Consider the following 12,502-nt stretch of genomic DNA (forward strand, 5'->3'; position numbering starts at 1 on the left):
CCCGGTGTCTCAGCCGTGCGGCGCGGGGGTGGCGAGGGGATGGACGACGCCCTGCGCGGCATCGCCGACATAGATGCCGAACGCGTCCTCGCGGCGCTCGCGCAGATAGCGCGCGAGCATGGAGCGGGTGGCCTCATCCGGCAGGCGGGAGAGATCGACCGCATCCAGCGGCACAAGCACGGCGCCCGCCGCCGCGGAGGGCACGCCCTCGAAGCTGCCGCGGTAATAGAGCGAGACGGTGGGCGGGCCATCGCCGGCGGCTGGCGTCTCGAACACCGCGAACAGGAAGCCGAGCCGTCCCTCGACGCCGAGCCGGGCCAGCGCGCCGCGCAGGCTGCGCGGATTGGCGGCCGGCTCCAGGCAGGAGCCGGTGGGCAGCGACAGGCCGCCCTTGCCGTCTTCCACCATCAGCAGCGCGCCGTCCGCTTCCAGAATGGCGCCGACGCGGGCCGGCTCGTCGCGCTTGGCCAGCGCCTGCAGGCCGAGCGAGACATCGACATAGGCGCCGCGGCAATAGCCGAGCGGGGCGACATCGCGCGTGCCGAAGCCGCGGACATGGCCGATCAGGATCACATGGTCGCCGGCTTCCACCACCTCGTGGCGCGTACAGTCGAACCATGCCGCCGCGCCTGAGATGACCGGGCTGCCGGCCGGGCCGAGCTGCCAGGGCGCGCCGACGAATTTGTCCGGCGATTTGGAGGCGAACAGCGCCGACACGTCCTTCTGCTCCGCCGCCAGCACCGAGACGGCGAAATGCGCCGCCGCCGCGAATACCGGGAAGCTCGACGCGGTTTTCGCCAGGCAGACGAGGATCAGCGGCGGATCGAGCGAGACGGAGGAGAAGGAATTGGCGGTGAAGCCGCGCATCTCGCCCTCTTCCGTTCGCGTCGTCACCACGGTGACGCCGGTGAGGAAGGCGCCGAGCGCGCGGCGGAAGGCTTTCGCATCGAAGGGCGCGGCCGGCGCGTCGAGGAAGGCGAGGAGCCGCGCATTCACCGCGCCCGGATGAGTCAGCGTCATCATGTGGCGGGCGCCGTCCAGCACCTCGGCCACGCCCTGCGGGGCCAGCGCCGCCATCGCTCGCGACATGGCGGGGGTGGAATTGGGATCGCCCTCGGCGGTCATGAACAGAGCCGGCATGGCGAGGCTCGCGAGCCGGTCGCGATGGGCGTCGTCCGAGGCGGCGAACAGCGCATAGGTGCGGGCATAGCCGACGGGGTCGCCGGACGCGAGCAAAGCGGATACCTGCGCCGCGCTCGGCGCCAGTTCCGCCGGCACCGGCGCGCCGAACCAGCGCGCCACGGCGGCTTCATGCGAGGCGGCGCGGCCTTCCGCCTCCAACGAGCCTGCGCGGGCGGTGACGACCGCGCGCTGTTCCGGCGTGCGGCAGAACACGGCATTGAGCGCGGCGACGGCACGCACCCGGGCAGGGTGCGCCAGCGCCACCTCCAGCGCCACCAGCGCGCCCATGGAATGGCCGACCAGCGCCGCCGAGGGCAGACCCAGCCCGTCCATCAGCGCGACGACCTGATCGGCGTAGTCCGACAGGCGGGCATCCTCCGGCGGCAGGCTGGAGCCGCCATGGCCGGGCATGTCGAGCGCGATCACGTCATGGCCCGCGGCCAGCGCGTCGATCTGCGGCGCCCACACCTCGCTCGCCATGCCGACGCCATGGATCAGCACCACCGGCGGCGCGCCGGCCACGCCCGCGCGGCGATAGGCGACCCGCGCGGCGGCGCCGTCGCGGCCGGCATAGGCGAGGATGCGAGCCTCAGCCATGGGAGACGTCCGCCGGGGCGGCGTCGAGGCCCTGGGTGGAGCCGAGTTCCTTGAGGTCCTGATAGCGGTCGCCAATGCGGTGATGCGGGCGCCCGCCAATGGAGGCGCCGAGCGCGACGACGATCTCGTCCGGGGCCGGGGCGTCGTTGATGGCGAACTGGATGGTGAGGTAATGCGAGCGGCGCCCCTCATCCAGCTTGTCCATCAGCGGAATGGCGATGGCGGCATTCGGCCCGCCGCGCGTGTTGGTGAAGGCGAGATAGCTCTTGGCGCCGACCGCCTTGCGGTAGTGATTGCCGAAGCGCAGCGTGTGGATCAGCGCCGAAGCGTGCTCGACCTCGCCCGACGTGCCGACGATCGCCGCCTTGCCATAGCCCTCCACCGCCTCGCCCGAGCCGGCCATGCGCAGGATTTCCTCGGTCAGCAGCGCGCCGAGCTGGGGGGCGATGTCGTGAATCTCCGGCTTCAGGTCCTCGACGAAACCGCGCCCGGCCCAGGGATTGGTGAGCACGGCCGCCGCCGCATAGAGCCGCAGCGGCGTGGGGGCCGCGCGGCCGCCCTCGATGAAGGTGGTCTCGGCATAGGTGACGAGCTTGCGCAGCTGCAACGGCATGATCTGTCTCACGAAAGACGGGCTGAGCGGCGCCGTGCGGGCAGTCGTTCAGCGACGATGGCCTCAAGTTCCGTATGATGGTATACCATAAGACAATCGAGTCAATTGTCATCCCGCGCCGCTCGGGCGACAAGAGGCGGGAACGGAGACAGCCATGGTCGCGACAACCGAATCCAACGCTGCCGGCGAAGAGATGAAGGTCGAGCGCAGCGTGCCCACGCTGCGCAGCCTGACGCTGGAAAAGATGCGCGACGCCATTCTCGATTTCCGCTTCAAGCCCGGCGAGCGGCTAGTGGAGCGCCAGCTATGCGAAAGGCTGGGGGTGAGCCGCAGCGTGGTGCGTGAGGTGCTGCGGCATCTGGAGGCCGAGGGGCTGGTGGAAACCATTCCGCATCAGGGCCCGGCCGTAACCAAGCCCGACCCGGCGCAGGCGGCGCAGATCTACGAGATCCGCGCGCTGCTGGAGAGCGAGGCGGCGCGGGCCTGCGCGCTCAACGCTCCCGAGGCGGCGATTGCCGAGCTTGGCGGGGTGATCGACGAGATCGACGCCGCCTTTCGCACCGGCAGCCCGCGCGAGGTGCTGCGGCGAACGACGGAATTCTACGAGAAGCTGTTCGTCGCCGCCGGCAAGGAGGTGGCGTGGGATGTGGTGCGCTCGCTCAATGCCCGCATCAACCATCTGCGCTCCATGACCATCGCCCAGCAGGGCCGCCACGCCGACGCCATCGCCGAGATGCGGCGCCTCCACGCCGCGCTGATGCAGCGGGACGGGGAGGGCGCCTATGAGGCGAGCCGCGCCCATGTCGCCACCGTCGCCCGCCTGGCCGGGGCCATCCTCGCCCGCATCTGAGCGCGCCCCGCCCGAACGCGACGGCTTGCCAGCCGTGCCGCGCGCCGGCTATCTGCCCCGGCCCGCGCGAGGGCAGGGGAAGAAGGGCGGCACGAATGGACCCGATCAACCGCGTACTCGGCAGCCTGCCGGCAGAACTCATCGTCACCGACCCGGATGTGGTCGCGCGCTATCTCACCGATTTCCGCCACTTCCGCACCGGCGCCGCCCGCGCCGTACTGCGCCCGCGCTCCACAGCGGAGGTGCAGGCCATCGTCGCCCTCTGCGCCGAACACCGCGTGCCGCTGGTGCCGCAGGGCGGCAACACCTCCTATTGCGCCGCCGCCACCCCCTCAACCGACGGCGGGGAACTGGTGCTGAGCCTGGAGCGGCTGAACGCCGTGCGCGCGATTGATGCCGCCAATCTCTCGCTCACCGCCGAGGCCGGCTGCGTGCTGAGCGTGCTCCAGGACGCCGCCGACGACGCCGGGCTGATGCTGCCGCTCGATCTCGGCTCGCGCCAGTCCTGTCAGCTGGGCGGCGCACTTTCCACCAATGCCGGCGGCATTTCCGTGCTGAAATATGGCATGGCCCGCGACCTCGTGCTGGGGCTGGAGGCGGTGCTGCCGGACGGGCAATTGCTCAACGTGCTGCAGCCGTTGCGCAAGAACAATACCGGCTATGACGTGAAGCAGGTTCTGCTCGGCGCCGAAGGCACGCTCGGCATCATCACCGCCGCCTCGCTGAAGCTGGCGCGCAAGCCGGCGCAGACGGTGACCGCCTTCCTCGCCATTGACGACATCGCCGCGCTGACCACGCTGCTCGCCCGGGCGCAGACGCTCACCGGCGAGAACATCACCTCGTTCGAATATGTCTCCCACCATTCGCTGAGCCTTCTGCTCGCCGCCCAGCCGGGGCTGCGGCATCCGCTGGAGACGGCGGGGCCGCATTATGTGCTGATGGAGGCGCAGAGCTGTTCGCCGCTGCTCGGGCTTGAGGAGGCGATGGCCGCCTTTCTCGAAGAGGCGATGGGCGAGGGCTGGGTGAGCGACGGCACGCTGGCCAATGGCGGCCAGCAGCGCGACCAGCTCTGGTACTTACGCGAGCATATTCCCGAGGCGGAAGTCGCCAATGGCGGCTCGCTCAAGCACGATGTTTCCGTGCCGACCTCGGCGCTGCCGGCCTTTATCACGCGGGCCAGCGCGCTGGTGGAGGAACAGGGCGCCGGCGGGCGGCTGTCCATCTATGGCCATGTCGGCGACGGCAATGTGCATTTCAACGTCGTCGCCCCGCTCGGCGCGGAGCCGGCCGTCTACAAGCCGTGGTTCGAGCGCGAAGTGTCGCCGCGCCTCTACGATCTCGCCGTGGCGATGGGCGGATCCTTCGGGGCGGAATATGGCATCGGCACCGTCAAGCTCGACCTGCTCGACCGCTATGGCGACAAGGCCAAGCTCAGTGTGATGCGTGCGCTGAAAGCCGCGCTCGACCCGGCCAATCTGATGAACCCCGGCAAGGTGGTGCGGAACTAGGTGGGCGTCCCCGCGCCGGGCTGCCAGTCGGTCATAGCAAGCACATGGCCGCCGAGCTTCTGGAAGGCGCGCTGGCGGCAGGAGAAGACGATGATCTGCTGGTCGCGCGACTGGCGGTGCAGCGCGTCGAACATGCGCTCGATGCGGTCATCGTCGGAATAGACCAGCGCGTCGTCGAGAATGACCGGCGCCGGCCGCCCATCCCGGGCGAGCAGCCGGGCGAAGGCGAGGCGGGTCAGCACGGAGAGCTGTTCGCGCATGCCCCCGCTGAGCCGCTCCACCTCCTCCTCATGGCCGTTGCGGCGCAGCGTCTGCGGCAGCAGCGTCCGGTCGTCGAAGGTGATGGCGGCATCGTCGAACAACAGGCCGAGCAGCGGGGAAAGTTCGGCCATGACGGGCCTCAGATAGAGATCGCGCGCCTGCGCCCGCGCCGCTTCCAGCGCCGAAGCGAGGCGCTGGAGCACCCGCACCTCGGCCTTGAAACCCTCGGCACGGGCGGTGGCGGCGGCGAGCGCCTCTTTCGCCTCGCCCCACATTTCCTCCACCGCCTCGTCCGAGCGGGTACCGATCTGCGCATTGAGCCCGGCAAGGGTCTCGCGCAGCGTCGCCGCCTCCCGGGTCGCAGCCTCCTCCACCGAGCGGGCACGGCGCAGCGCGGCCTCGGCCGTGGCGAGATCCACCGCGCCGGCGCGGTGGCGCTGCATCTGCGCCTCGGCATCCGTGAAGAGGCGTTGCAGCTCGTCGCGCCGGCGCGCCAGTGCGTCCGCGCGCGCCGGGCGCGCGTCCTCCGGGCCGAGCAGGGCCTCGATCTGCGCGTGTTCGGCCTTCAGACCGGCCAGCGCCGTCTCCGCCTCGACGAACGCCTCGTCGGCGCGGGCGCGCAGCGGCTCGGCCGCCCGCAGCGCCTGCCGGGCGAGGGCGCGCCGTTCCTCCGCCGCCGCGAGGGCGGCGCGCAGCGCGGCGGGGTCGTCCTCGGGCTCGGGCCGTTCAGCGCCGAGCCCGGCACCCGCGGCCACCTCCGCGCGCAGCCGCGCCAGCCCTTCCGGGGCGAGCACAGCGAGGCGGGCCTGGCCTTCGCGCCGCTCGGTCTCGATCTGCTGCGCCCGCATCTGCCGGGCGCGGGCGGCGGCGAGGTCGTCCACACCCAAGCTGGCGAGCAGGGCACGGTGGCGCGCCTGCGCCTCTTTGAGCCGGCTGTCGGCCGGCGCGGCGCGGTTGGAGCGCAGAGTGAGCGTGCCGAGGCCGGGCAGGGTGAGCCGCGCCTGCCCGTCATAGCCGCGCTCCTCGCCCTCGCCCAGCGGCACGGCGTCCATGAGGATGGGGGCGGCGCCGGGGGCGTATTCGATGGTCACCGAGGGGCGCGCCGCCTCCTCCACCGCGCGGCGTTTGGCGATGTCGATCTCCAGCGCCTGCAACTCGTCGAGGCTGCCGGGCGGCAGCCTGGCGAGCGCCAGCGCGGCGTCGGCGGCTTCCAGCGCCTGCCGTGCGGCTTCGGCGGCGGCGAGCCGCTCGGCCAATGCCGCCTGCCGCGCCCGCGCCTCGCGCGCTGTCCACGCCGCCTCGGCACGGGCGAGGCGCTGGCGCGCGGCCTCCTCCGCCGCTTCCGCCGCGATGAGCTCGGCCTGCGCCCGTTGCAGCTCCGCCCCGGCGGACTGGCGCCGCGCCACCGCCGCCGCGCGCCGCTGCTCGGCCTCGCCCCGCGCCGCCGCATGCGCCTGCGCCGTGGCGAGCACGTTGCGATAGGCGGTGAGTTCGCGCTCGGCGGCGTCGCGGCGCTCGCGCGCCAGCCCGGCCTCGGCCTCGGCGGCGCGCAGCGCCTCGCCCTGCGCCTTGGCGGCGTCGAAGGCGGCCTGTGCGCTCTCCACCGCGCGGTGCCGCGCCTGCCGCTCCTCCTGCTGCTCCAGCTCGGCAAGCCGCTTGAGCGCCTGCGCGCGGCGGTCCAGCGCCTCGCGCAGCGCCCGCACATCGGCTGCCAGCCGCTGCTCCTGCTCGATCAGCGCGTCGCGCGCGTCGAGCGCGGCGGCGTAGCGCCCGCCCGCCTTGGGCCGGCCGGTGGCGGTGACGAGGTCGGCCAGCGCCGCCTGCGTCGCCGCCATGATCTCCGCCATGCGCCGCCCACCGGTGACGGCCTCGACCTCGCCCTGCACCGATTCCAGCAGGCTGGCGCGCACCTGCTTCTCGCTGTCCTCTTCCGATTTGCTGCGCTTCTCGATGCCGGTGAGCCCCTGCCGCACCCAGAGCAGCCCGGCCGGGCCGGCCGTGCCGCCCCGGATCAGCCCGGCGATGAAGGCCTCCGCCTCATCCGCCTGCGCCAGCAATCGGCCGGTGGCGAGATCGGTGACGCGGGCGAAGCGGCCGCCATAATATTGCTTGGTGAGACGGTAGCGCCCCGCGCCGGTCGAAATGTCCGCCTCCACCAGCGGGCTGCCGCCGCTATAGGGCCGCAGCCGCTGCACATCGCCCGGCGTGCCGGAATGCGGCTGGAAGAACAGCGCGTGCAGCGCCTCGAAGCTGGTGGACTTGCCGAATTCGTTCACCGCGCACAGCACGTTGACGCCGTCGCCGATCCCTTCGATGGCGACGCCGCGACCCGCGAAGCGCTTCACATTGAACAGCCGCAGCGCGGAAATCTTCATGGTGCGCTCGCCTGTGCCAGGGAATAGAGCCGTGCCAGCGCGGCACGGGCCACTTCGCGCTCCTCGGCCGAGCGGGCGAGGTCGCCGGCCTCCGCCAGCAGCGCATCGGCCGCCGCGCGCAGCGCGCCGCCCCGGTCGATGCGGTCGAGATCGTCCGGCGCGCAGGCGGTGGCAAGGCCGGCGGCGTCGAGATCGAGAAAGGCGAAATCCGGCGCGGCGGCGGCGATCGCGCGCTCCAGCGCGGCGCGCCCTTCCAGCCTTGTGCGGCCGGTGGCGACGAGGCGGGCCAGCGTCTGCCGGCGCGCCCTCTCTTCCGGCAGCAGCGCCGCCAGCGCCGAAAGGGGGTCGTCGCCCTCCAGCAGATGCAGGTCGAGTTCGCGCCAGGCGAAGCTCGCCGTCGGCAGGGCCTGCACCTCGGGTAGCGCCTCTGCGCCGGCGAGGCCGACCGCCAAGGCCGTGCCCGGCGCTTCGTGCTTGAAGCGGTCCGGCTCCGGCGTGCCGCTATAGCGGGTGCGGGAATCGACCTCCACCGCCCCGTGCCAGTCGCCGAGCGCGAGATAGGCAAGGCCGGCGCGGCGGGCACGGTCGGGGGCGATCACGTCGCCCGCCACCGCGTCCTCGGAGAAGCTGCGAATGGCGCCATGGGCGAGGCCGAGGCGCAGCGTGCCCTCCGGCGTCGGGTGGGCGTCCATCCATTCCGTGAGGTCGCGGCCGGGCCGGCGCGTGGTGCAGGGGGCGGGCAGCAGCACGACGCCCGGAGCGAGATCGAGCGGCCGGGGCTCGGTGGCGAGGATCACATTATCAGGCGCTTCCGCCTTCAGCGTTGCCCAGAGCGGCGCGGCCTGCAGCGAATCATGATTGCCCGGCAGCAGCACCCAGGTGAGCGGCGCGTGGTGGCGCATTTCCGCCAGCGCCTGCCGCCGCACCTCCGGTGCCGGCGTCTCGGTGTCGAAGCTGTCGCCGGCGAGCAGGATGGTGCCGGCGCCCTGCTCGCGCGCGTGCTGCGCCAGCCGGGCGATCACCCCATGGCGCGCCTCGCGCAGCCGGCCGGGCAGGTCGCCGGCGAAATGGCCGAAGCGCTTGCCCAGATGCAGGTCGCTGGAATGCAGGAAGCGGAACATGGAGTGCCGGGTGCAAAGAGGGATGCGGACAACCGGGGTCCCCCAGCGCGCCGCCCTTGTCAAGCGGCGGGACGGCAACCCGGCCGCCCCTAAAGGCGACCGGGCCGCGCGCCGCTCAGGCGCGGCGCTGGTTGTACACGTCGAGGCAGACGGCGCCGAGCAGCACCAGCCCCTTGATCACCTGCTGGTAATCGATGCCGATGCCGAGAATCGACATGCCGTTGTTCATCACGCCCATGATCAGTGCGCCGATCACCGCGCCGCCGACACGGCCGACGCCGCCATAGGCCGAGGCGCCTCCGATGAAGCAGGCGGCGATGACGTCGAGTTCGAAGCCGAGGCCGGCCTTCGGCGTCGCGGTGTTCAGCCGGGCGGCGAAGACGAGGCCCGCCAGCGCCGCCAGCACGCCCATATTGACGAAGGTGAGGAAGGTCAGCCGCTCGGTCTTGATGCCGGAGAGCTTCGCCGCCTTCTCATTGCCGCCGACGGCATAGATCTGCCGGCCGATGGTGGTGCGGGTGGTCACAAACGCATAGAGCGCGATCAGCGCCGTCATGATGACCAGCACATTGGGCAGGCCGCGATGCGAGGCGATGAGATAGGCGAAATAGAGAATGACGGCGAACAGCAGCGCGTTCTTGGCGAGGAAGAAGCCATAGGGCTCGGTGTGGATGTGGTGCGCTTCCTGCCGGGCGCGGCCGCGGAAGTTCAGCCACACCATCGCCAGCGCCAGCGCCGCGCCGATGGCGAGCGAGGTGGGGTAGAGGTTGCCGGCATCGGGAATGAGTTCCGGGATGAAGCCGGAGGACAGCTTCTGGAAGGTGGGCGGGAACGGGCCGACCGACTGGCCGGCGAGGATGGCGAGCGCCAGCCCCTTGAACACCAGCATGCCGGCCAGGGTGACGATGAAGGACGGAATCTTGAAATAGGCGACCCAATAGCCCTGCGCCGCGCCGATCAGCCCGCCCAGCGCCAGGCAGATCAGCGTCGCCGGGATGAAATGCAGGTCGAACTTCACCATCAGCACCGCCGCCACCGCGCCGATGAAGCCCGCCACCGAGCCGACGGACAGGTCGATATGGCCGGTGACGATGACGAGCAGCATGCCCAGCGCCATGATGACGATGTAGCTGTTCTGCAGCACGAGATTGGTGAGGTTGAGCGGACGCAGCAGCGTGCCGTTCGTCACCACCTCGAAGAAGATCATGATGGCGAAGAGCGAGATCAGCATCCCGTATTCGCGCAGATTGTTTTTCAGGAAGCCGGCGTGGCTCGCCTTGTCCTTGAGAGCGGTGTCGCTCATGCCAATGCCTCCATGGGGCGTTGCTCTCCCTTGCGCATGATGGCGCGCATGATCTTCTCCTGCGAGGCCTCCGCGCCGGGGAACTCGCCGACAAAGGCGCCCTCGTTCATCACGCAGATGCGGTCGCAGATGCCGAGCAGTTCCGGCATCTCGGAGGAGATCACCACCACGCCCTTGCCGGCATCCGCCAGCTCGTTGATGATGCAATAGATTTCATATTTGGCGCCGACATCGATGCCGCGCGTCGGCTCGTCGAGGATCAGCACCTTCGGGTCGGTGAACAGCCATTTCGACAGCACCACCTTCTGCTGGTTGCCGCCGGAGAGCTTGCCGGTTTCCTGGAACACGCTGTGGCAGCGTATGCGCATGCGGGCGCGGTAGTCCGAGGCGACGCGCAGTTCCTTCATGTCGTCGATCACCCGGCCCGGCGCGACGGCCGGCAGATTGGCGAGGGTGACGTTCTTGCGGATATCCTCGGCCAGCAGCAGGCCGAGCTGCTTGCGGTCCTCGGTGACATAGGCGAGGCCGGCATCAATGGCGCGGCGCACGGTGGAGAGGTCGACCTCGCGTCCCTCCATCTCCGCCCTTCCGCTGATCTTCTGCCCCCAGGAGCGGCCGAAAATGCTCATGGCGAATTCGGTGCGGCCGGCGCCCATCAGCCCGGCAATGCCGACGATCTCGCCGCGCCGCACCTCGAAATCGACGTTGCGGATCACCTGCCGGTCGGAATGCAGCGGGTGATAGGCCGACCAGTTCGTGACCTTGAAAATCGGCCCGCCAATCTTCGGCTCGCGCTTGGGGTAGCGGTGTTCGAGATCGCGATCGACCATTTTGGAGATGATGCGGTCTTCCTCCACCGCGCCCTCATGGCAGTCCAGCGTGTCGACGGTGCGCCCGTCGCGCAGCACGGTGATGCGGTCGGCGACCTTGGAGACCTCGTTCAGCTTGTGCGAGATGAGGATGGAGGCGATGCCCTGCGCCTTGAACTCCAGCAAGAGGTCGAGCAGCGCGGCGCTGTCCTTCTCCGACAGGCTGGCGGTGGGCTCGTCGAGGATGAGCAGGCGCACCTTCTTCGACAGCGCCTTGGCGATCTCCACCAGCTGCTGCTTGCCGACCCCGATATTGGTCACCAGCGTGTCCGGGGACTCATCGAGCCCCACCTTTGCCAGCAGTTCCTTCGTGCGCTTGTGCACCGCGCCGCGGTCGATGATGCCGAAGCGGCCGGGCGGGTTGGCGATGAAGATATTCTCGGCGATGGAGAGCAGCGGAACCAGCGCCAGTTCCTGGTGGATGATGATGATGCCCAGCGCTTCGGAGTCGGTGATGTCGCTGAAGCGGCGCTCCTCACCGTCGAAGACGATGGCGCCCTCATAGGAACCGTGCGGGTAGACCCCGCTCAGCACCTTCATCAGCGTCGACTTGCCCGCGCCGTTCTCGCCGACAAGGGCATGGATCTCGCCGGGCCGGACGGCGAAGGTGACATCGCTCAGCGCCCGCACACCCGCGAAGTGCTTGCTGATGCCCTGCATTTCCAGAAGAGCGTTCATGGATCGGTCCAAAGGCCGGGGCCGCGCCGGCGGGGTGCCGGCGCGGCGTTCGGCAGGTAGGGGGATCAGTTGATCTGGCCGGGCTTGTAGTAGCCGGAGCCGATCAGCACGGCTTCCCAGTTGCTCTTGTCGACGACGACGGGCTTGAGCAGGTAGGACGGCACGACCTTGACGCCGTTATTATAGGTCTTGGTGTCGTTGACCGTCGGTTCCTTGCCGGACAGGGTGGCGTCGACCATGTCGGCCGTCACCTTGGCGAGTTCGCGCGTGTCCTTGAAGATGGTGGAATACTGCTCGCCGGCGAGGATCGACTTCATCGACGGCACCTCGGCGTCCTGGCCGGTGACGACGGGCATCTTCATCTTGCCCGAGCCATAACCCACGCCCTTGAGCGAGGACAGGATGCCGATGGACAGGCCGTCATAGGGCGAGAGCACGCCGTTGAGCGTCTTGTCGGAGTAGTAGGCGCTGAGCAGATTGTCCATGCGGGCCTGGGCGGTGGCGCCGTCCCAGCGCAGGGTCGAGACCTTGTCCATGCCCATCTGGCCGGAAGCGACCTTGAGCGTGCCGTTGTCGATCAGCGGCTTCAGCACCGACATGGCGCCGTCATAGAAGAAATAGGCGTTGTTGTCGTCCGGCGAGCCGCCGAACAGCTCGATGTTGAACGGGCCCTTGTTCTCGGGATAGCCGAGGCCCTTGAGCAGCGACTGCGCCTGCAGCACGCCGACCTGGAAATTGTCGAAGGTCGCGTAATAGTCGACATTCGGCGTCTCGCGGATCAGGCGGTCATAGGCGATGACCTTGATGCCCTTGTCATGCGCCTGCTTCAGCACATCCGACAGGGTGGTGCCGTCGATGGAGGCGATCACCAGCACCTTGGCGCCCTTGGTCACCATGTTCTCGATCTGCGAGAGCTGGTTGGGGATGTCGTCCTCGGCATATTGCAGGTCGGTGTTGTAGCCGCGCTCCTTGAGCACCTTCACCATGTTGTCGCCGTCGGCGATCCAGCGGGCGGAGGATTTGGTGGGCATGGCGATGCCGACCGTGCCCTTGTCCGCCGCCGAGGCGGGGAGGGCGAGGGCCAGAGCGCCCAGCGCGAAGGCGGTTGCGGAGAAAAGCGTCGTCAGGCGTTTCATCGTCAGCTC

General features: G+C 69.9%; 9 protein-coding genes. 2 read left to right on the forward strand and 7 right to left on the reverse strand.

Features of this window, described 5'->3' with window-relative positions:
• Positions 1–9 precede the first annotated feature (9 nt).
• Together J2S75_RS02435 and J2S75_RS02440 are read right to left on the reverse strand one after the other, a co-directional pair.
• The gene (locus J2S75_RS02435; protein WP_307017855.1) at positions 10–1,779 is read right to left on the reverse strand and encodes an alpha/beta fold hydrolase; all 1,770 of its coding nucleotides are present in this window, start codon (positions 1,777–1,779) and stop codon (positions 10–12) included.
• Positions 1,772–2,392, reverse strand: coding sequence for an amino acid synthesis family protein (locus J2S75_RS02440; RefSeq protein ID WP_307017856.1), 621 nt, complete (start codon positions 2,390–2,392; stop codon positions 1,772–1,774). Before J2S75_RS02440 ends, J2S75_RS02435 begins: the two co-directional genes overlap by 8 nt.
• A 154-nt stretch (positions 2,393–2,546) precedes the next feature.
• Here J2S75_RS02440 and J2S75_RS02445 point away from each other — a divergent pair, with 154 nt between their 5' ends.
• Both J2S75_RS02445 and J2S75_RS02450 read left to right on the forward strand, forming a co-directional pair.
• Entirely contained in the window at positions 2,547–3,242 is a 696-nt protein-coding gene (locus tag J2S75_RS02445) for a GntR family transcriptional regulator (protein ID WP_307017858.1), read from the forward strand.
• 95 nt (positions 3,243–3,337) lie between these two features.
• Positions 3,338–4,750 carry an FAD-binding oxidoreductase gene (locus tag J2S75_RS02450; protein WP_307017860.1) on the forward strand — a complete coding sequence of 471 codons (1,413 nt, stop codon included), beginning with the start codon at positions 3,338–3,340 and terminating at the stop codon, positions 4,748–4,750.
• On the opposite strand, the gene J2S75_RS02455 is transcribed toward J2S75_RS02450, so the two are convergent.
• The 5 genes from J2S75_RS02455 to chvE all read right to left on the reverse strand — a co-directional run bounded on the left by J2S75_RS02455 (position 4,747) and on the right by chvE (position 12,493).
• A complete protein-coding gene (locus tag J2S75_RS02455; protein WP_307017861.1) occupies positions 4,747–7,386 on the reverse strand; it encodes an AAA family ATPase in 2,640 nt (879 codons plus the stop codon). The genes J2S75_RS02450 and J2S75_RS02455 overlap by 4 nt on opposite strands.
• A complete protein-coding gene (locus J2S75_RS02460; protein ID WP_307017863.1) occupies positions 7,383–8,507 on the reverse strand; it encodes a metallophosphoesterase family protein in 1,125 nt (374 codons plus the stop codon). The genes J2S75_RS02455 and J2S75_RS02460 overlap by 4 nt, the downstream gene beginning before the upstream one ends.
• A 115-nt stretch (positions 8,508–8,622) precedes the next feature.
• Positions 8,623–9,810, reverse strand: coding sequence for a multiple monosaccharide ABC transporter permease (gene mmsB / locus J2S75_RS02465; RefSeq protein ID WP_307017865.1), 1,188 nt, complete (start codon positions 9,808–9,810; stop codon positions 8,623–8,625).
• On the reverse strand, positions 9,807–11,357 hold the full coding sequence (mmsA, locus tag J2S75_RS02470) for a multiple monosaccharide ABC transporter ATP-binding protein (protein WP_307017867.1): 1,551 nt from the start codon (positions 11,355–11,357) through the stop codon (positions 9,807–9,809). Before mmsA ends, mmsB begins: the two co-directional genes overlap by 4 nt.
• Positions 11,358–11,422: 65 nt before the next feature.
• Positions 11,423–12,493, reverse strand: a complete 1,071-nt coding sequence (gene chvE, locus J2S75_RS02475; protein WP_244376512.1) for a multiple monosaccharide ABC transporter substrate-binding protein — start codon at positions 12,491–12,493, stop codon at positions 11,423–11,425.
• Positions 12,494–12,502 lie beyond the last annotated feature (9 nt).

Source organism: Ancylobacter polymorphus (genome assembly GCF_030813495.1).
GTDB lineage: Bacteria > Pseudomonadota > Alphaproteobacteria > Rhizobiales > Xanthobacteraceae > Ancylobacter > Ancylobacter polymorphus.

Excerpts from the sequence above, each read along its gene's own strand:
- J2S75_RS02435 (WP_307017855.1), bottom strand. The coding sequence starts at position 1,779 with ATGGCTGAGGCTCGCATCCTCGCCTATGCCGGCCGCGACGGCGCCGCC.
- J2S75_RS02440 (WP_307017856.1), bottom strand. The coding sequence starts at position 2,392 with ATGCCGTTGCAGCTGCGCAAGCTCGTCACCTATGCCGAGACCACCTTC.
- J2S75_RS02445 (WP_307017858.1), top strand. The coding sequence starts at position 2,547 with ATGGTCGCGACAACCGAATCCAACGCTGCCGGCGAAGAGATGAAGGTC.
- J2S75_RS02450 (WP_307017860.1), top strand. The coding sequence starts at position 3,338 with ATGGACCCGATCAACCGCGTACTCGGCAGCCTGCCGGCAGAACTCATC.
- J2S75_RS02455 (WP_307017861.1), bottom strand. The coding sequence starts at position 7,386 with ATGAAGATTTCCGCGCTGCGGCTGTTCAATGTGAAGCGCTTCGCGGGT.
- J2S75_RS02460 (WP_307017863.1), bottom strand. The coding sequence starts at position 8,507 with ATGTTCCGCTTCCTGCATTCCAGCGACCTGCATCTGGGCAAGCGCTTC.
- mmsB (WP_307017865.1), bottom strand. The coding sequence starts at position 9,810 with ATGAGCGACACCGCTCTCAAGGACAAGGCGAGCCACGCCGGCTTCCTG.
- mmsA (WP_307017867.1), bottom strand. The coding sequence starts at position 11,357 with ATGAACGCTCTTCTGGAAATGCAGGGCATCAGCAAGCACTTCGCGGGT.
- chvE (WP_244376512.1), bottom strand. The coding sequence starts at position 12,493 with ATGAAACGCCTGACGACGCTTTTCTCCGCAACCGCCTTCGCGCTGGGC.